General features: G+C 39.4%; 17 protein-coding genes. 15 read left to right on the top strand and 2 right to left on the bottom strand.

Features of this window, described 5'->3' with window-relative positions; genetic code table 11:
* Nucleotides 1-18: 18 nt before the first annotated feature.
* The gene (locus JKG64_RS15580) at nt 19-927 is read left to right on the top strand and encodes a DUF4097 family beta strand repeat-containing protein (RefSeq protein ID WP_210355235.1); all 909 of its coding nucleotides are present in this window, start codon (nt 19-21) and stop codon (nt 925-927) included.
* Between the two features lie 6 nt (nt 928-933).
* Nucleotides 934-3,339, top strand: coding sequence for an ABC transporter permease (locus tag JKG64_RS15585; RefSeq protein ID WP_210355236.1), 2,406 nt, complete (start codon nt 934-936; stop codon nt 3,337-3,339).
* A 100-nt stretch (nt 3,340-3,439) separates the two neighbouring features.
* Here the strand turns inward: JKG64_RS15585 and JKG64_RS15595 are convergent, their stop codons facing one another.
* Nucleotides 3,440-4,114 carry a hypothetical protein gene (locus JKG64_RS15595; RefSeq protein WP_210355237.1) on the bottom strand — a complete coding sequence of 225 codons (675 nt, stop codon included), beginning with the start codon at nt 4,112-4,114 and terminating at the stop codon, nt 3,440-3,442.
* Nucleotides 4,115-4,249: 135 nt separating this feature from the next.
* On the opposite strand from JKG64_RS15595, the gene JKG64_RS15600 reads away from it, so the two are divergent.
* The 6 genes from JKG64_RS15600 (at nt 4,250) to JKG64_RS15625 (ending at nt 14,163) form a co-directional block, all read left to right on the top strand.
* Nucleotides 4,250-4,471 carry a helix-turn-helix domain-containing protein gene (locus JKG64_RS15600; RefSeq protein WP_021068856.1) on the top strand — a complete coding sequence of 74 codons (222 nt, stop codon included), beginning with the start codon at nt 4,250-4,252 and terminating at the stop codon, nt 4,469-4,471.
* A gap of 804 nt (nt 4,472-5,275) precedes the next feature.
* Complete coding sequence (locus tag JKG64_RS15605) at nt 5,276-7,693, top strand: ABC transporter permease (RefSeq protein WP_210355238.1); 2,418 nt, start codon at nt 5,276-5,278, stop codon at nt 7,691-7,693.
* Complete coding sequence (locus JKG64_RS15610; protein WP_210355239.1) at nt 7,686-10,049, top strand: ABC transporter permease; 2,364 nt, start codon at nt 7,686-7,688, stop codon at nt 10,047-10,049. Before JKG64_RS15605 ends, JKG64_RS15610 begins: the two co-directional genes overlap by 8 nt.
* A 21-nt stretch (nt 10,050-10,070) precedes the next feature.
* Entirely contained in the window at nt 10,071-12,452 is a 2,382-nt protein-coding gene (locus JKG64_RS15615) for an ABC transporter permease (protein ID WP_210355240.1), read from the top strand.
* Between the two features lie 151 nt (nt 12,453-12,603).
* Entirely contained in the window at nt 12,604-13,269 is a 666-nt protein-coding gene (locus JKG64_RS15620) for an ABC transporter ATP-binding protein (RefSeq protein ID WP_210355241.1), read from the top strand.
* Nucleotides 13,270-13,314: 45 nt separating this feature from the next.
* Nucleotides 13,315-14,163 (top strand): transglutaminase-like domain-containing protein, encoded by an 849-nt coding sequence (locus JKG64_RS15625; protein ID WP_210355242.1) that lies wholly within the window; start codon nt 13,315-13,317, stop codon nt 14,161-14,163.
* On the opposite strand, the gene JKG64_RS15630 is transcribed toward JKG64_RS15625, so the two are convergent.
* Entirely contained in the window at nt 14,160-15,281 is a 1,122-nt protein-coding gene (locus JKG64_RS15630) for a hypothetical protein (protein ID WP_210355243.1), read from the bottom strand. The genes JKG64_RS15625 and JKG64_RS15630 overlap by 4 nt on opposite strands.
* A 180-nt stretch (nt 15,282-15,461) precedes the next feature.
* Between JKG64_RS15630 and JKG64_RS15635 the strand changes: the two genes are divergently transcribed.
* The 7 genes from JKG64_RS15635 to accC all read left to right on the top strand — a co-directional run bounded on the left by JKG64_RS15635 (nt 15,462) and on the right by accC (nt 21,022).
* Nucleotides 15,462-16,124 (top strand): epoxyqueuosine reductase QueH, encoded by a 663-nt coding sequence (locus JKG64_RS15635; RefSeq protein WP_210355244.1) that lies wholly within the window; start codon nt 15,462-15,464, stop codon nt 16,122-16,124.
* Nucleotides 16,125-16,194: 70 nt separating this feature from the next.
* On the top strand, nt 16,195-16,737 hold the full coding sequence (locus JKG64_RS15640) for a YceD family protein (protein ID WP_210355245.1): 543 nt from the start codon (nt 16,195-16,197) through the stop codon (nt 16,735-16,737).
* Between the two features lie 15 nt (nt 16,738-16,752).
* On the top strand, nt 16,753-16,944 hold the full coding sequence (gene rpmF, locus JKG64_RS15645) for a 50S ribosomal protein L32 (RefSeq protein WP_021068848.1): 192 nt from the start codon (nt 16,753-16,755) through the stop codon (nt 16,942-16,944).
* A gap of 103 nt (nt 16,945-17,047) precedes the next feature.
* Nucleotides 17,048-17,986 carry a phosphate acyltransferase PlsX gene (gene plsX, locus JKG64_RS15650; RefSeq protein WP_210355246.1) on the top strand — a complete coding sequence of 313 codons (939 nt, stop codon included), beginning with the start codon at nt 17,048-17,050 and terminating at the stop codon, nt 17,984-17,986.
* Between the two features lie 6 nt (nt 17,987-17,992).
* Nucleotides 17,993-18,982 (top strand): beta-ketoacyl-ACP synthase III, encoded by a 990-nt coding sequence (locus JKG64_RS15655; RefSeq protein ID WP_210355247.1) that lies wholly within the window; start codon nt 17,993-17,995, stop codon nt 18,980-18,982.
* Between the two features lie 69 nt (nt 18,983-19,051).
* Complete coding sequence (gene accB / locus JKG64_RS15660; RefSeq protein WP_210355248.1) at nt 19,052-19,531, top strand: acetyl-CoA carboxylase biotin carboxyl carrier protein; 480 nt, start codon at nt 19,052-19,054, stop codon at nt 19,529-19,531.
* Nucleotides 19,532-19,666: 135 nt separating this feature from the next.
* Entirely contained in the window at nt 19,667-21,022 is a 1,356-nt protein-coding gene (gene accC, locus JKG64_RS15665; RefSeq protein WP_210355249.1) for an acetyl-CoA carboxylase biotin carboxylase subunit, read from the top strand.
* Nucleotides 21,023-21,068 lie beyond the last annotated feature (46 nt).

Genomic DNA, 21,068 nt, shown 5'->3' on the forward strand with positions numbered 1-21,068 from the left:
AATTAAACCTTTCACGATATGTACAAACTAATTAAAACAATCATCTTACTTTTCATAGCAAATCTTGCTATCGGGCAACAAATGTTAAGAAAAGAAACCTTTGATCTAAACAAAATAAAGGAACTAACCGTCAGTACCACTGGTGGACAGATAAAAGTTGACGGAACAAAATCAGGCTCCGCTTCTGTAGAGGTCTGGGTATCCCGCAATGGTATGCGCCTCGGTTCATCAGACAATCTAGAAGCCTTACTTAAAGAAAATTTCGATATCAATATCGAACTCCAAGGAGGAAAACTTAATGCAACCGCTAAACGTAAAAATGGGCAACGTAGCAACTCCCCGATTTCTGTGACCTTTCATGTCACTGTACCTCAGAACGTAAATACGAACCTACAGACTGCCGGAGGAAGTATAACGATGAACACACTTCAGGGAGAGCAAAATTTCCAAACTTCAGGTGGGAGTTTAAACCTGTCATCAATATCAGGTAATATTAATGGTCAAACATCAGGAGGCAGTATCAGTGCCAGCAACTGCGATGGCAACGTGGTATTGTCAACTTCTGGGGGCTCCATTAATTTAGATAAAATCTCAGGGAAAGTCAAAGTTTCCACCAGCGGAGGTTCTATACAAGGAAAAAATATCAATGGTGCCATCCAAGGCCACACCAGCGGTAATAGTATTACTGTAAATATGAACAGCATATCTGATGATATTTCATTATCTACAGCAGGCGGAAGCGTAAGGCTACATGTTCCACAAGGAAAATACGATATAGACTTAAAAGGTTCGCGAGTTGAACTCCCATCCGCTGCCAACTTTAGTGGTACTTCCAAAAAAACATCTGCTCAAGGAACACTTAACGGTGGAGGTAAGAAAATAAGTGCCAGTACCTCTGGCGGTTCTGTATCCCTTGATTTTAAATAGTCGTATATGCTGAAAAACCACCTCATAACCGCGTGGCGAAATATTTCTAAAAGAAAATCGCTAACACTGATAAATACATTAGGCCTATACGCTGCTTTTGTCTTTGTGCTACTTATAGGAGCCTATATATGGCAGGTCTTTCAAGTCAACTCAACTCTGAGGCACAAAGAAAGACAGTATGCTCTACAAAGTATCTACAAGGAAGCAGGCATGGGAATGGAACTTACCACTGTAGGAGCTCTTCCAAAGTCACTTAAAGAAGAATACCCTGACTTAGTGGCCGACTATTACCGTATAGATGGGCTGACCTGTATCGTATCACAGGGGGACGTCATACATGAAGAAGCAGCCTCTCTAGGTGACCCTTCGCTCCTAGACATGTATGGTTTTGAGCTATATGAAGGGGATACCAAGACAGCCTTGCTGTCCCCTTTTTCTATAGTCATCACCGAAGCCACCGCTATGCGCTATTTTGGAGACACAGATGCTATTGGCAAAACCCTCCAAATAAAAAATTTCAATGGCGATAACCAGCCGTTTACAGTAACTGGGGTAATGAAACCCACCGTACAAAACTCGGTTATGGAACTGATGCCGGCTATGCGGGCAAGTATATTCCTACCGTTGGGCAGTCAATCCTATTTTGGTCGAGACATGGACAACTGGGATAACCTTTGGATTGCAGGTTTTATTGAACTTCAAGAAGGTGTTACCCCTTCACAACTACAGCAACCAATCAAAGATTTACTGCGCCGACATGCCGACCCAAAAGTAGCAGCGAATCTAACTCCAAATATTAAACCACTAGACACCTATTATTTAGAAGATAATAATGGTGCCATAAAGCAGATGGTCATAATTCTCACAGCGACTGCATGCTTTTTGCTGCTAATGGCAATTATCAATTTCATCAACTTTACCATCGGGCAGAGTTTATCTCGGTTAAAAGAAATCGGCATTCGTAAAGTAATGGGCAGCAGTAGCCGATTACTAGCCTTACAGCTTTTGATCGAATATGTAATCATCGTCGCCATAGCAGGCATACTCGCTATTTCCAGCTATCCGCTATTCAAACCACTATTCGACTCTTTACTGGACAGTTCGCTTCCCCGATTGATGGCACTACCTATTCCGTTTTTCGCTTACTTTGCTCTTGTAGTGTTACTTATTGGTCTATTTTCTGGAAGCTATCCTGCATACAAGCTGGCCAACAATGACGCTATATATGCTGTTAAAAATCAACTGACAAATACAGACTCTAAAAAATCTTTGAGACATGTTCTTTTATTTGTACAATTTGCCGTCGCCATCTTTGTCTTCATCTCCTCACTCATTGTCAGCAAACAAGTCCAAACCTTTATCTCAGAAAAATTAGGTTACAATAAAGAACATCTTCTTACGGTAAAGGTTCCAAGAGACTGGTCGGATGCTGGTCTTAACCACATGGAAGCTGTTCGTGAACAGCTGAGCAAACTTCCTCAAATCGAAGCGATAAGTCTGTCTTACGGTATACCAGGAGCATTTGGCAATGGTGTACAGCAGATCAAAAAAAGAGGAGCTTCATCTACAACAGATGCACTATTCATTACTGCTGACGAGCATTTTGCAGAGACCTACCAGATTCCCGTAATAGCAGGACAATTTTCAAATTTAAACGGCAACTACCAAGACAATAATATCAAAGTTGTTATCAACCAAAAGACAGCTACCAACCTAGGATATACAATCCCTGAGGAGGCTATAGGTCAGTCGATAACCATGTCTGATGATAGACTCACTACAGAGATTGTCGCTGTCACAGATGACTTTTATGCCAATACCATGCACAGCCAATCACCTGCTGTTGTTTGGTTTCCCGTGAAAGCCAGTCCACAATACCGCTATCTTTCGATTCGACTTAAGAACGGTGAAATGGCGGGCAAAATAAAAACGCTGGAAAAAGAATGGAAGCGCCTTCTACCAGATGCTCCATTTGAATTTGAGTTTTTAGACGCTACTATAGCTAAGATGTACAAAACTGAACTGCAGTTGAAAAGAGCATCCCAAACCGCAACAGTGATTTCTATTCTTATTGTTGTATTGGGCATTATAGGTCTCACCTCTCTCTCCGTCAATAGCCGTCTGAAAGAAATTGGCATCCGTAAGGTATTAGGTGCGTCTCCTACTGGCCTTGTTTTATTATTTGGCAAAGATTTCTACCGGACATTTCTTGCTTCTCTATTCGTCAGTATCCCACTCGTATATATTGCTATGAATCACTGGCTCCAAAGATTTGCTGTACAAACCTCCATAGACCTTGTTTCTGTTCTCCTTCCTACAGTTTTGCTCGCTGTCATGGTTACTATTCTTATTACTGGTATTATCTTCTGGTCGACCCGCAATAATATCAGCAATAGCTTAAGGGACGAATGAGGTTAAAATAAGCCGTAGGTTGCGAGAATAAGTTTGCTATCAATCATCGAGAAAAGATTGGTTTATAATTGTTAATACCTACGGCTTATAGTATTGTCCTCTATATATCAACAGCTGAAGTAGCTATATAATATGCTCCACTTTTGCTCTCTACTCTTTTAATGGTAGGGAAATCTTTCAAATTAACTTGTTCATGTAATATCGTTAAAACGACTATGGGCTTCACCCTGTTCTCGAAATCAACACAATTTTTTTTATATATTTCAAGCGGCGTTCTACCTTCTTGAAAATAGTCTTCTTCAAATACAGTCTTCAACCAATCTCTTACCTCTTGTATTTCTGATTCTGAATAACGCTGGTAAATATTTATATCATATTTTTGGTCAATTAATTGGAACTCATCAATAAATACCTCTTTCTCCGAATCCATTTTTTTCATATCATAGACCACGTAATCCTCATATGTCTTTATAGAGATTTGATATAGGAAAGTTTCGGTTATATCGGCTTTTACACTAGGAAATAGGAGTCCTATTCCATCGATTTTTAAAGATCTTCCTGTTCTGAAAAAGTCGCTTATCATCCATCTAATAAACTTAATCCGCTCTACTTTAGTCATAAAATCCAATGGCTTTCCCATCAAAAAAGACATTTCTTTTGGTGATAAATTCTGTGATATCCGATGTATCAGCATTCGATAGTAAATTGCAATGTACATAGGGTAGCATTTGCGGGTATAAACTCTTATTTTCGGTTCATCATTCTTCTTTTTCATAATTCAATATTTACATTTGTATAGTTTATCAATACAAAAGAAAAGAAAAACAATCAATATTCAAAACATTTGTTATAATAATAACTACATTTTATAAATTTATATATACATACTAATAGATAAACGAAAAATAGCATGACTAGACTTGGTGAATACTTAGCAAAAAAATCGGTAAATAAATCTATGATAGCACGTAAGACTGGACTCAGTAAAGCGAGAATAAACGAACTTACGATGACCGATACCTCCAAACTACGCTTAGATGAAATGTATCTGATTGCTTTGGCTATCGATACCAATCCTTGCGATATGATGAATGTCTTATGCGAGGGTTTAGCATTACAGGAAGAGGAATAGACTTCTCTTCAAAGTCAAAACCTGATTAAATTAACACAAAAGAGCTTTCTAAAAACCCTTTGTCGCTGTGCTTCTATGCTTCTAGTAATCGGCTCGCAGAAGCACAGATGAACAGAGAGTCTGCCCTAACTGTTGAATTTCTCCTCTATTGAACTTTAAATACTAATTTCACTTCCTAAAACCCATTAATTAAACTTCTCATATTTCTCTAGTCACAGGAGAATCCACTGAAACGCTTGCTCGAACTATATAAAGAAACACTTAGTTGTTGAAACAACATCATTACATCCCAATCTTGTCCCCCAGTCAGAACTCACAAAATTTGATTACTAATTTATGTCCAAAACGTTTTTAACTTCTTTATGACAAGTTCTAAACAGACTCCTTATGGCTTATATATTTATAGTGATATCATAGAGGTATAATAGAGGATTTATAGAGGGTTCATAGAGGTAAAACACTAGAAAGACTCAGTAATATCTCTCTTAAAATAGTAGCTACTCTCAGTTGTTATATAATCAAGATAGAACTTATAAATAATCAACCCCATTACTGTCACTAGTTAACGATTTGTATGATGTTGGACAGACTCTCTAAATACCTAAGAAAAAAATAGTTGCATGTGCTGATGTAAGTTCTAATTATTCTCAAAAAACATTATTGTCCATTAATGTACAGCTACTGTTCGAAAGCGGACAATAAAACACCAACCAAAAACAGCATAAATCTAACAATCAAACAGTTATCAAAACGGCCTACAATTTGAAAGAATCATTAAACGGTTCAAATAAACATAATGTTGCAATGAAACAAGCTATTTTTAGTACATGGAGAAATATTCGAAAGCGAAAACTACAGACCTTCATACAGATAGGAAGTCTTACACTTGCCTTTGCGATCGGAATAATCCTTTTCCTATCAGCCAGCTTCGAATTATCCTTTGATCATTTTCATAACCACATTGACCGTATCGGCGCACTCTACTTTCAGTCTCAAGAAGACCACAAAAATAATGCGGCCAGCACCATGCCTCTCCCCTTAGCATCTACCTTAAAAGAGGAACTTCCTTATATCGAAAAAGCGACACGTTGGGGCAACGGAGGATTAGTTCTGAGAACAGATCAAAAAGAAATAAACATAGGAACACGTTATGTCGATCCCGACTTCTTTTCCATGTTTAATTTCGAATTTCAGATGGGGAATAATCATGCGCTAGATGATCTCAATAATATTGTCCTTACACAATCTACTGCCGAGAATCTTTTTGGAAATACAGATAAAAGCATTATCGGCCGCCAGATTGAAGTCAATATAAATGGTCAATGGCAGAACATGCAAGTTTCTGCGATCTTAAAAGATCCGCCTCGAAATTCCAGTCTGTCATTCAAATCCTTGCTAAGGTTTGAAAAATTCCCAAATGCTTTTGATAAAAACAGCTGGTCTAATAAAAACCATGATGTATTTGTGCTTAGTCAAACACCAAGCATCGATGCCCAGTCGTTCGCTGTCGCCGCAAAATCCTTCACGACCAAATACTTTGCTGACGATATAGCAAAGCTTAAGCGCGACGGCACAAGTCCTAACAAAGATGGCAGTTATCTTGCTCTCTCCTTAATTCCTTTCAAAAACTATCATCTCAATGACCTACAGATAGGAAATCCTAATAGCCCCCTACTTCCGAAGCTGCTGCTGGGATTAGCACTGTTGATCCTTATTATATCGGGCAGCAATTTTATCAATATACAACTGGTCAACTCTGTATCCCGTAGTCAAGAAGTTGCCATTAGAAAGACCCTTGGAGGCAGTATATTACAGATTACTGTGCAACTGTGGTTAGAGACACTGATTTGTTGTTTACTATCGCTTGGGCTCGGTCTATTGTTAGCTTGGTCTTTGATCCCTTTCTATAACAGCAATACCCATTATCGATTGGCAATCATCGACCTTTTTACCTGGAGGCATGTCCTTATAACCCTACTTTCTTTTTTGACAATCAGTATCGTTGCAGGTGGTTATCCAGCATTACGTATTACTAGAGAAAGTATCTTATCCTTAGTAAAAGGCAACTCGGGTATACGTAACCGTTGGAATATACAACGCATATTACCGCTGATTCAATTTACAATAGCCATCGTTCTAGTTGTATGCAGTGTCGTTCTCGTCTTACAGATCAATCATGTAAAGCATCTCCCTTTGGGTTTTGAGAAACAGGAAGTCATCAGTATTCCAATCGGTCCAAAATTAGATGGCAATCAGGCTTTACATAGAATGCGACAGGCTTCCTTGGGTAATCCATTTATTATGAGTGTGACGGGATCAGACATTAATTTGGGATTGGGGCGCGATGGCAGTCAGTCTAACTCTCAATTGGGATTTGATTATCAAGGCAAGGGATATAGCACCAATTGGCAACGTGTAGATCTTGATTATTTCAGCACCTTAGAGATACCGCTGGTCGCTGGCCGCAGCTTCTCAGCAGATCGACCGACAGACTCCACAGCACTGGTCATTAATGAGCAGATGGCGGCGCAGCTCGGAGGCATAGAGCATGTATTAAATAAGCAATTACCCTTATTTGATAAGCAAATGACGGTAATCGGTGTTGCAAAAGATTACAATTTCAAAGACCTGAAACAAAGAATAGAACCTCTTTCTCTATTTATGGATCCAGATCTAGGGTTTAACATCAAATATATACTGGTACGTATAAAATCAGGCAACTTGATCCAATCCCTCCAAGAGGTCGAAGGTATCTGGAAAACTATTGATACCGACTATAAAAACAATGCTTCGTATCTTGACGAGAATACAGACCGGATGTATGAACAGGAGCAACAAATGATGAAGATAATAAGTGTAGGAGGAGTTATTGCAGTTATTATTGCCTGCATGGGACTCTTTGCGGCTACATTGGTTGCTATCAGTGCACGTGTCAAGGAAATCGGCATCCGCAAGGTACTGGGTAGTTCGATATGGAAACTGGTGATCTTATTGTCGAAAGATTTTCTGCAGATTGTCCTGATCGCATTACTCATCGGTCTACCTATAGCTTGGTATCTTTCTCAAGAATGGCTTAGCAGCTTCTCTTATCGTTTTAATTTTCACTTTGGAATCTTGTTTTTCTGCGCACTCGCCGTACTAGCTCTAGCAGCTATTACGATAGGAATGCATACTATAAAAGCGGCGAGTACGAAACCAGTAAATGCACTTAAAGATGAATAATCACCTTAAAATAGCCTATCGAAGCCTTTTAAAGAACAAAGGTTATACAGCCATCAATATTATCGGGCTGTCCACAGCCATAGTGGCTGTACTGTTTATCGGTATCTGGATTCAGAACCAATTCCTCTATGATAATTTTTATCCCAATAAAACCAGTATTTATAAGCTTTACAATCGTTCAGAAAATCAAGGTCAAATTTACGTTGGCGATATCACGATGGCACCTGCCGCTGCTATTTTAAAAAGCGAATATCCAGAAGTCGAATACAGCGCCCGTCTTTATTGGACTACAGAAAACCTGATCACAACAGGAGACACCAAAGTAAAATCGAACGGTAACGAGGTCGATCCAGACTTTATAAAAATATTCAGTTTTCCTGTTATAGAGGGATCTTCTGAGAGTATGCTCAACTCCCCCAATAACATCGTACTAACGGAGCAGCTGGCCAAAAGTCTATTTGGTAATACACCAGCATTGAATAAGGTGGTACAGTTTGATTCGGGAGAATCCTACAAAGTTTCCGGTGTTCTAGAAGACCTTCCTTCCTATACGGATTTTAACTTTAAATATCTTGTTCCTCTGAACGAAAACAAAACAAAAGATTATGGTTCAAATTGGAACACGAATACATACTATACCTTTCTCCGTTTAAAGACAGGAAGCGATGTCGAACAGTTTAACAACAAGATCAGCTCCCTCGTACACGACAATGCCGCAGATCTAAAAGGTACTTCGGTATTTTTATATCCACAATCTAAGACACATCTTTATTCCAAATTTAGAGACGGAATCCCCAACGGTGGTAAGATAGACCAAATCCGCTTAGTGGGAGTAATCGGATTACTCATACTCGTCATTGCCTGTATTAATTTCGTCAACTTGAGTACAGCTCGCGCTCAAAAGCGCAGTAAAGAAATAGGAGTACGTAAAATTGTAGGTGCTACTAAACTCGTCTTGGTAAAGCAATTTCTTACTGAATCCATACTACTTACCATAATATCTGGCACTACTGCTCTTCTGATCGCTCTAGGAGCTTTACCTGTATTCAACCGTGTTCTAGGTCAAGCATTGTTTATCGAATGGAGCAACCCAATAGTATGGGCGATACTCATCGTATTTTTATTACTTACAGGTTTACTTGCTGGTATATATCCAGCTTTCGTACTATCGACAATCCAACCTATAAAATCCCTAAAGGTAAGCTTAAAGAGAAACCGCTTACTCAACTTCAGAGAAGTTTTAGTTGTCCTTCAATTTAGCATAGCTGTAATCCTAATCATAGCGACTATGGTCATCCGGCAACAGATAACCTTTGCCGGAGAAAGAGAAGTGGGGTATCATGCCGATCAGTTGATAGAGATCCCTATTGAGGGAAATATAGAACAACATTACCAAGCTATTAAAACAGAGCTTATCAACAATAGAACGGCTAGTCATATCACCCGTACGGGCTGGACGGTCACTGCAGACAATGCTTCTTCCAGCGGCAATTTTTCTTGGGAAAAAGCAACTCCTGAACAACAGAAAAACACTGTATTCACGATCCTTCGGGTATCTGGAGATGACTTTGTCCATACATTAGGCTTGACACTTCTTGAAGGAAGGGATATCAACTACGAAACCCTACTAGCGGATAGCACGGCAGTTCTTCTCAATGAGACGGCCATCAAGACTATGGGGCTACAAAATCCAATTGGCAAATATTTCAAATGGGGGGATGCAACTTTTACTATTGTAGGGATCGTCAAAGACTATATAAGCGGATCACCTTATCAAACGATACGCCCTCTACTGATCCACCCCTCCAAAAGGTATCTACAAAATATGCTGATACGTACAAACGAACAATTCGATGCCAAACAGAATTTGGCTCACATAGAAACGGTAATCAAGAAATTTAATCCGAACTATCCTTTTAATTACCAATTCGTCAATGAGCAGTTTGCCAGAAAATTCAAACAACAGGAACAGATAGGAAATCTCACTTTTGTTTTTTCCTTACTCGCTATTATTATTTCCTGTTTAGGCCTATTTGGACTCGCGGCCTACATCACCGAAACACGGACAAAAGAAATCGGTATCCGAAAAGTACTAGGAGCATCGATCAATAACATCAATATACTGCTCTCGAAGGATTTTATTAAACTAGTCATTATAGCCATTTTGATCGGTGCGCCTATAGCTTGGTGGAGCATGAACCAATGGCTCAACGATTTTGCCTATCGTATACATATCGGATGGTGGCTTATTGCATCGGCTGGTATCATGGCCGTTATAGTTGCTCTTGTCACTGTCAACGTGCAATCCTTAAGAGCTGCTAGAACGAATCCTATAAAGTCTTTGAGAGATGAATAACAATAATCAAAACAGCCAAAGATGATAAGACATTTTTTTATAACAGCAATCCGTCATCTGTCCAAACATAAAAAACATACGCTGCTCAACGTATGGGGATTGGCGTTGGCTATAGCATGCTGTCTGTTCATTTATACCTTCGTTGTATACCAACTCGGCTTTGACCGTTTCCACCGACAAAGTGACCGCATATTCATGATTGTACAGGATCTGAAACTGGAGCAACTCGAGCATAGTAAGGGCGGATCTTATGCTATGTACACTGCTATTGAAAAAGAAATCCCACAGGTAGAACATGTCACCCTATATATGGATAAGCAGGATCTCACGCTTAAAATAAACAATAAGTTATTTAAAACAGAAGGCAAAGCTGCATTTACAAATGCTACCTATTTTGACATCTTAAATTTTCCATGGCTGGCAGGAGATGTCCAACAGTTGAATGAACCGAATACTGTCGCACTAACCAAGGCTATCGCTGAAAGATATTTCGGCACTACAGATGCCATTGGTAAGACCATCTGGGTGGAAAGCCAGCATCCGGTTACCGTGGTCGGAATTATTGACGACAGTAGAAGAAACTCGGACTTCCGCTCCGAAATCTACTTTGCATTAGCATCAGTCAAAGAACTTAAGGGAATTAAGGAGGACGGTACCTTTAACAATTGGGGCTATACCCATACCAGTAATAATATTCTAATGTCCTTGCGCCAGTCTAATGCAAAGTCTTTGGTAGAAAAAAGTCTGCACGATCTCGTGGCTAAACATTGGCACAAAGATGTGCTTGAGTACTATTCGTACAGACTATTAGGATTACCGGACTTTCACTTTGATAAAGATTACGGTAGCGGTACGCAAAAGTCGCTATTGTTGATCCTTGGCAGCATTGGTCTTGGCATACTGGGAATGGCCTCTGTAAATTATATCAATATGACCTCTGCCCAACAACTATACCGAAGCACAGAAATGGGAATACGGAAGGCATTAGGAGGGACAAAAAAACAATTGTTCCTGCAATTTACGATAGAGACCTTATTGTTGTCACTTATCGCCTTAATACTAGCTTGGCTATTGTTTTTTATCGCATTCGACTGGGCAAATAAATATCTCTTCTTAGCAGATCCTATTCAGCGAATACCTCTGGGATCTTCCTTGATTATATCCCTACTATTATGGTGGGGAATAGCCATACTGACCAGTATTTATCCGAGTCTATTCCTTAAACAGTTACATATACAGACCGGGATAAAGAAGCTAGCACTAGGCCGATGGAACATTACTCAACGGACACTAGTCGTACTTCAAAACTCAATTGCTCTCTTATTGGTTACAGGCACTATTGTAATCGTGAGCCAGGTCCGCTATTTAAAAAATACCGACAAGGGCTTTGACCGGTCATCGGCCCTGATTATTCCTATAAAAAGCGAAATGTGGAGTCAAAAAGAAAAAATATCTAATCTATTACGAGAAAACCCTGCAATAATCAGCTATTCCTTTTGCGATAATCCACCATCATATGATAAAGTATGGGGCGGTACTGTACAATTTGATGATAATGCAGAATGGGAAACCTGGGCTCCACGATTTGCAATTGGAGATAGTTCCTATCTGCGTACTTTCGGCATTCACTTGTTGGCCGGAAATAATTTTAATCACGACATGAAAAATCCACAATTCTTGATTAATGAGACTATGCTTAACAAATTAGGTTATACGCATGCGCAGGATATTATCGGCAAGAATCTTATGGCCGGCGGATTGAATGACCAACATAAAGGCAAGATCATAGGTGTAGTCGCCGATTTCAGTACACACTCCTTAAATGAAGCTATAGCGCCCACAGTATTGGGGTATAATGAAACACGGTTTAAAAATATCGCTATAAAATACGCGGGAACAGCATCGAGCAGGCTACTGAACACTCTAGAACAACAATGGAAAAGCTTATACCCGAATGAGGTCTTTGAATATCACTTTTATGATGAACAGATTGCCAATCTCTATAAAAAGGAAGCGCTATTGGAAAAACTGATCTGGATTGCCGCGATGCTGTCTATTACAATCAGTACATTCGGCTTTTTAGGACTTCTATCCGTCATAATTGCCAAGCGAACCAAAGAAATCGGCATACGGAAAGTTTTGGGTTCGAGCAATGTGGGTATCTTTCAACTGTTGGCAAAAGACTTTGTGCGCTGGGTACTGATTGCCTTTCTAATTTCTGCTCCTGTAGCTTGGTATCTGCTCAGTAAATGGCTGGAAGATTTTACCTACCATATAACGCTAAGCTGGTGGATGTTTGTCTTGACTGGGATAATAGGTATTTTTACAACCTTACTCACCATCAGCTTTCAATCATTCAAAGCCGCAAAAACGAATCCGGTAAACTCGCTTAGAGACGAATGACCGAAACAAAGTAGCTGTTTACAGCACTAAATACTAAATACTAAATACTAAATACTAAATACTAAATACTAAATACTAAATACTAAATACTAAATACTAAATACTAAATACTAAATACTAAATACTAAATACTAAATACTAAATACTAAAAATGATTAAGCTAGAAAATATATTCAAATGGTATCAAGTCAGTGGTGCCCGTTCTTTCGTGTTAAAAGATATCAATCTACATATAGAGCAAGGAGATTTTGTGTCTATCATGGGCCCCTCTGGCTCGGGTAAATCGACATTACTTAATGTTATCGGTTTACTTGATGAGCCCAATGAAGGGAAATACTACTTTATGGATGAAGATGTCCTTGCCCTTAAGGCAAAAAAAAGAGCGGCTCTATTCCAATCTCATATGGGATATGTCTTTCAATCCTATCATCTCATTGACGAGCTTACCGTTTACGAAAATATAGAGACACCACTTATCTATAAAAATCTATCCAGCAAAGAACGTAAAGCAATCGTTGCCGACATGCTCGACCGTTTCGGTATCGTAGGTAAAAAGGAACTTTTCCCTTCTCAGCTCTCTGGTGGACAGCAACAGGTAGTAGGTATCGCTAGAGCTCTGGCCGGCTCACCTAAGCTTTTACTCGCGGATGAACCTACGGGCAACCTCAACTCCAAGCAAGGCGAGGATATCATGTCCCTCTTTAAACAGTTGAATGAAGAGGGGGTCACCATCATACAGGTAACACATTCTGAGAAGAATGCAGCATATGGCCATCGCATCATCAATTTGCTAGATGGTCAATTAAAAGACATATAACAGTAGAAATATTGTACAAGCGCTTTCTTTTTCGTAAATTGGTATATGAAGGAAGCGGAATTGAAAGCACTTATTTCATTGTTGGATGATCCCGACATGGAGATTTTCAATCAGGTCGAGCAGCAATTGATTATTTATGGACCTGAAGTTGTTCCCCAACTCGAGGCGAGTTGGGAGTCCTCTTTTGACCCTTTATCCCAAACGCGCATTGAAAACATTATCCATAAAATCCAGTTTGAGCAGGTTCAGAATGATTTACAGTTATGGGCACTAAAAAACAATGAAGATCTTCTGGAAGGGCTTCTGATTGTCAATCGCTATCAGTACCCCAACTTAGATGAAAATGTCGTTCAATATCAATTAGCAGAACTACGGCGAAATGCCTGGTTTCAACTGATGTATGATATGAGCCCATTAGAAAAGGTCAAACTCCTGAATAATATCATCTTTAGAGAATTTGGCCTTTCAGGCAACACAACAAATTACCACGACCCTCAGAACTCGTTTTTACACAAAGTACTGGAAACAAAAAAAGGAAATCCAATTTCCCTTGCCTGTATCTACAGTATTGTTGCACAAAAATTAGACATCCCCATTTATGGCATCAACTTGCCAAAACATTTTGTGGTTGCCTATATCGAAGAAGAGCATCAGAGCCCATTGTTTTACATCAATGTATTCAATCGGGGTCAGGTCATGAAACATGATGATATCTATTCTTTCTTGAAACAACTCAACCTACCACCGAAGGAAGAGTATACACTCCCCTGCTCTAATATCGCTATTGTCAAGCGTGTGCTCCGCAACTTGACAACAGCCTATGACAATCTTGGAAACATGCAGAAAAAGGAAGAAATAGCTTCCTTACTTCAGTTATTAAGCGATTTTGACTAGCGGGAGTCCAAAGATACAGATTCCGGAGGTCTATTGTCAAAATTCAATTCACCATTGGGCTTAACGTTCCCATTATCGCTAATCAAGAAACGATATACACGTTTACTGACAGGATCAGCGACAAAGAAATATTTTCCACCCGCTTTGCCATCTATTGCGACATCAGTTGGTCCTTTAAGTTGAGTTAAATCCCCTTCTACAATACGAGTCGGGGTAATGTCCTGTGCTTCTTTATACTGTGAAAACTTCTCAAAAATCAAAATTCGACCTGCATTTCCTGGCGTTGTTGCTGAGGTTGACGATCCAAAGTCTGTCACCATCAAGATATCTGCAGATTTGGAATAGCTTATCCCTCTTACATTATTAGCACCTGGGATATTCAACACGTAGTGATCCAATTCCTGCATTACCGAATCACCGTTTTGCAGTAATTTATTTCTATAGCCTTTATAAATAATAATTGCACCTTTCCCTTCTTCAGCCCTAGAAATAATTAAATCTCTATCGATAGTCAGTACGCCCCAAGGATTATGACGTAACTTCATACGATATCTAGGTCGAGAGTAACTTCCTGTATTTTCAGGTTTAAAAACAGCAAATAAGGTATAGTTAGGATCATTAGCACCATCTGTTGTGTCCGACGCATTAGCTATAAGTAAGTAATCTTCTGTTAATTTCCCATCACTCTCTACCGTATAATACAGTCCTCTCACATTGTCGTAAATTCGACTATTCAAACTGCTTTTATTATTCAACACTCCAGTTTTACTAATTCCCATGACATGCACTGCCGTATCCAAATTAGAAATAGGATTCATACTTCCCTGAAAGATTCTACCGCCGTTAAAAGGGCTATAATGAATCATTCTTCCCCCTTTTGCTGCAGATTTAAAGGGGCGGAATTCCGATCTATCGGGCAACTCCTCTCCATCAACATTATCAACAGGCCAAACATTAAAAATAGAAGCAGAAGCAGACCCTGCTGAATAATCAGAAGTCGACACGTACAACCTTGAGATTGGCTTCCGAACCCGTTCTGGTTCATCATCATCACGCTTACAACCTGCTATGGATATCAGTATACACCCTGCTACTATACTAAAGAGATAATTCTTCATGCTACGTCTTAATTCTTATATGCAAACTTATATAAAATGCTTTGTATTCATGCACACCTTACATAAAATTCACACTTAATAACATAGCTAACGAATAAAGAACACAAAGTGCCACAATACAATTAAAACTTTCTAATGTAGAGAGTTTTCCGTAAAATTGCACTTCAGAAGGAAATTACAATGGATGGTAACAACAAATTGATAAGGGAAAGAATAGCTTTACCTAAAGATGGTAAAAAGCTCTTATTGCACTCTTGCTGTGCTCCTTGTGCGGGCGAAGTAATGGAAGCTTTGATTTCTTCGGATATCGACTTTACGATTTACTTCTATAACCCCAATATCCACCCTCGGAATGAATATGACATCCGTAAGGAAGAAAACATACGTTTTGCTGAAAAGCATAACATCCCGTTTATAGATGCTGATTATGATGTAGATCACTGGTTTGAGCTCGCCAAAGGCATGGAGCATGAGCCAGAGAAAGGTATACGATGCACTATGTGCTTTGACATGCGTTTTGAAAAAACCGCAGAGTATGCTGCGGCAAACGGCTTCGATGTCATCTCCAGCTCTTTAGGTATCTCCCGTTGGAAGAATATGGACCAGATCAATGACTGTGGTGTACGTGCTGCATCCCGTCATCCCGACATGGAATATTGGACCTTCAACTGGCGAAAAAAAGGAGGCTCTGCCCGTATGCTAGAAATTAGCAAAAGGGAGAGATTCTATATGCAAGAATATTGCGGATGTGCTTATTCCCTTCGCGACACCAACAAATGGCGTATGGCAAATGGTCGTCAGAAAATAGAATTAGGCACTAAATATTACGGTGACGAGGAATAAAAATTATTTTGACAAAATAATTGCATCCTTGATTTTAAAACATTAATTTTGCAGGCTCAAATACAGGATTGTGAAGTATCTAAAACAATATAGAATACCTTTTTCAGGACTTGCTGCGGGGATACATGATTTTGAGTTTGAGATTGACGACAAGTTCTTTGACTGCTTTGAGCATTCATTAGTAAAAAAAGGAAAGCTTCTTGCAAAGGTTTCATTACAGAAGCAAGAGACCATGTTGATAGTTAATTTTGACATCAACGGAAAGATTTTACTAACTTGCGATGTATGTTTAACGGAGTTTTATTCTCCGCTTCACTTTACAGAGCGTGTGATTGTAAAGTTTATTGATGAAGAGTGGACAAATGACACCGAAGAAGTCATCGTCTTAAACAAGGCAGATCATGAATTAGACATTGCCAATCTACTGTATGAGTATATCAACGTACAGGTTCCCTACTACGCTAAATGTAGCGAACAGGGTGAAAACATATCTTGCGACCCAGAAATGCTAGCAAAGATAAGTGGCACAGTAGATGCTGAAGAAGAGTCAATAACAGAGAGTGAGCGTATAGACCCACGTTGGGACGCATTAAAGAATATTAAAAACAATTAAAAAACATAATACGAGATGGCACATCCAAAACGTAAGACTTCGAAATCGAGAAGAGACAAAAGAAGAACACATTATAAGGCTGAAAGACCTACATTGACAGTGTGTAAAGAAACTGGCGCTGTACACGTACCACACAAAGCGTATGAAGTAGATGGCAATTTATATTACAACGGTAAATTGATTATCGAGAACACAGCCGCTGTCTAAAAAATATCTTTTGAAAAACATCCCAAAAAAGCTTAATTATTTAACATTTTGCTTTAATTTGGGATGTTTTTTGCGTATTATTGATTTAGAAAAATAATAACGGATGAAGATCGGATTAGACGTCTTAGGAGGAGATTATGCTCCAAATTCCACAATACTTGGTGCCATAGAGGCCCAAAAAGTTCTTAAAAATGATCAACGTATTGTATTGATCGGAAATGAAGAAGACAGTAAAAATCGAATAATAGAAGCAGGTGCAGACCCTTCGCTATTTGATTATATTCATGCACCAGAAAACATTTCGATGCATGAACACCCTACCAAAGCTATCACTCAGAAACCAAATTCAAGTGTAGCTAAAGGCTTTGAATTACTAAAAAACGGTGAGATAGATTCATTCTCTTCTGCGGGCAATACAGGCGCTATGCTTGTTGGTGCCATGTTTAGTGTAAAAACAATTCCGGGCGTATTGAGACCTGCAATAGCAACTAACGTACCCAAACTAAAAGATGGTTACGGAATCCTATTAGATGTAGGAGCCAATGCAGACTGTAAACCCGAGATGCTCAATCAGTTCGCTTTATTAGGAAGCTTATATTCCGAGCATGTATACGGAGTACAAAACCCAAAAGTTGGGCTCCTAAATATTGGCGAAGAAGAAGAAAAAGGAAACATCTTAACCATATCAACCTATCCTCTGTTAAAAGCCAACCAAAAAATCAATTTCATAGGTAATGCCGAGGGTCGTGATTTATTCACGGATCAAGCTGATGTCTATGTGTGTGATGGGTATACAGGCAATGTGGTCTTGAAACTAGCTGAGTCCTTCTACGTAGTGACTCTAAAAAAAGGATTTAAAGACGACTTTTTTGACAGGTTCAATTATGAGCGATATGGCGGGAGCCCTATACTAGGTGTCAATGCTCCTGTTATTATAGGACATGGGATTTCCAGTCCTAAAGCTATAAAAAACATGCTATTATTATCTAAGGATATGATAGAATCCAAATTTATTGACAAAATCAAATCTGCTTTTAACTAAGATAATATGTCTAAAATTCATGCAGCTATTACGGCCGTAAATGGTTATGTTCCGGATTATATATTAACAAACAAGGAACTAGAAACAATGGTTGACACCAATGACGAGTGGATTGTCTCTCGCACAGGTATCAAAGAACGTCGCATCCTTAAAGGTGAAGGTCTTGCGACATCAGACCTAGCCGTACCCGCTGTCAAAGGATTGCTTGAAAAAAGAGGAATAACGGCTGCAGAAATCGATTTAATTATCTTCTGTACCAGTACGCCAGACATGTTATTTCCAGCAACCGCAAATATTTTAGCTGACAAAATCGGCGCTAAAAACGCTTGGGGATATGATTTACAGGCTGCCTGCTCTGGTTTTTTATTCGGTCTAACGACTGGTTCACAGTTTATCGAATCCGGAAAACATAAAAAAGTATTGGTTGTCGGTGCAGATAAAATGTCTTCTGTCGTAAACTATACAGACCGTAATACTTGTATCCTTTTTGGGGATGGCTGTGGCGCAGTATTATTAGAGCCCAATACAGAAGGAAATGGAATACAAGACACTATATTGAAGACGGATGGTTCAGGCGGACAATACCTCAATATCAAAGGTGGCGGTTCGTTAAATCCTGCAAGCCACGAAACAGTAGAGGCTGGTTTACATTATGCATATCAGGAGGGTAAGACTGTATTCAAATTTGCCGTTACAAATATGGCTGATGTTGCTCATGAAATCATGGTTCGCAATCAGCTGACAGCAGATGATATCGCATGGCTTGTACCCCACCAGGCAAACAAACGTATCATCGATGCGACCGCCGAACGTGCTGGGCTTCCTGAAGAAAAAGTAATGATAAACATCCACAAATATGGAAATACCACCAGTGGAACAATTCCACTTTGCCTTTGGGAATGGGAAAGTCAACTTAAAAAAGGAGACAACTTGATTCTCGCTGCATTTGGTGGAGGATTTACATGGGGTTCTATATATTTAAAATGGGCTTACTAAGTTTGTCCTTTTTATGTATCTTTACACGCTATTTTAAAATTATTTAAATAAAATAAAACCTACTGAAGTATGAGTATGGATATCAAGCAAATTCAAGATCTGATTAAATTTGTATCTAAATCAGGTGTGAATGAAGTATCGATTGAAGAAAAAGATTTCAAGATTACAATAAAAACAAATCAGGAACCTACTTACGTAACGGCGGCTATACCTGCTGTAGCACCTGTAGCTGCACCAACTGCACCTGTGACGCCTACTACAGCACCTGTAACGGTAGTTGCTACTCCTGCGGCTGATGATGAATCGCATTTGATTACGGTAAAATCACCTATGATAGGTACATTTTATCGCTCACCAGGTCCAGACAAAGCATCTTTTGTCAATGTAGGTGACGATATCACTCCTGGAAAAGTAATCTGTATCGTTGAAGCCATGAAATTGTTCAATGAAATTGAATCTGAAGTTTCTGGTAAAATCGTAAAAATATTAGTGAACGACGCTCAACCTGTCGAGTACGATCAACCTTTATTCTTGGTTGACCCAAGATAATCTTAAGCTGCTTAAAAGCAGCTTTTTGAATTTAGAAAAACAGTAGCATGCGCATAAGCACCTACTGTTTTTTCTGAAAAGCCTACAGTACGGAATAAAACTGTCCCGTATAAAGTATTCACCAAGTCATTTACTATGTTCAAAAAAATATTAATAGCAAATAGAGGCGAAATCGCTTTACGCATCATCCGCACTTGCCGGGAGATGGGAATCAAAAGTGTAGCCGTATATTCAACAGCAGATAGAGATAGTCTTCATGTGCGTTTTGCTGATGAAGCAGTCTGTATAGGCCCTCCAGCGAGTAAAGATTCTTATCTTAATATACCTAATATCATTGCAGCAGCCGAGTTAACCAATGCTGATGCGATACATCCAGGATACGGCTTCCTATCTGAGAATGCCAAATTCTCAGCAATATGTGCAGAGTATGGAATCAAGTTCATTGGTGCCACTGCTGATCAGATTGAAAAAATGGGTGACAAAGCATCTGCAAAGGACACCATGAAGAAAGCAGGAGTACCTACAGTACCCGGTTCCGATGGTCTTGTACCAGATGTAAAAACAGGTATCAGATTAGCCAATGAGATCGGCTACCCTGTCATTATTAAAGCGACAGCTGGTGGCGGTGGTCGTGGTATGCGTATCATTACGAAAGACGAGGATTTTGAGCCTAGTTGGGACTCTGCACGTCAAGAGTCTGCTGCCGCTTTTGGCAATGATGGTATCTATCTTGAAAAATACGTTGAAGAGCCTCGTCACATCGAGATCCAAGTTATTGGTGACCAATACGGTACAGTATGTCATCTTTCTGAGAGAGATTGTTCTATACAACGCCGCCATCAAAAATTGGTAGAAGAAGCCCCTTCTCCTTTTATCACGCCAGAACTTCGGGATAAAATGGGCGAAGCAGCGATAAAAGGAGCTCAAGCTGTTAAATACGAAGGCGCTGGTACGATCGAATTTTTGGTAGATAAACATCGTAACTTCTACTTCATGGAAATGAATACACGTATACAGGTAGAGCACCCTGTTACAGAAGAGGTTATTAACTTTGATTTGATCAAAGAACAGATAAAAGTGGCAGCAGGTATTCCTATTTCAGGAAAAAGCTACGAACCAACAATGCATGCGATTGAGTGTAGAATAAATGCGGAGGATCCATTTAACAACTTCCGCCCTTCACCAGGAAAGATTACAAATTTCCACTCGCCAGGAGGTCATGGCGTACGTGTAGATACACACGTCTATGCAGGATATACCATCCCTTCCAACTACGATTCAATGATTGCAAAACTAATCTGTGTTGCACAGACAAGAGAAGAAGCAATCAATACTATGGAGCGTGCGCTTAGCGAATTTGTGATCGAGGGAGTCAAAACAACAATCCCTCTGCATTTACGTTTGATGCGTGACCCTAATTTCAGAGCAGGCAATTTTACCACAAAATTCATGGAAACCTTTGATCTAACTGCTTATCCAGACGAAGATTAAACGTAAAATTTTTGTTTTATATTAAAAGATACCATTCTTCTCCTAA

The organism is Sphingobacterium tabacisoli (assembly GCF_017908035.1).
Taxonomy (GTDB): Bacteria; Bacteroidota; Bacteroidia; order Sphingobacteriales; family Sphingobacteriaceae; genus Sphingobacterium; species Sphingobacterium tabacisoli.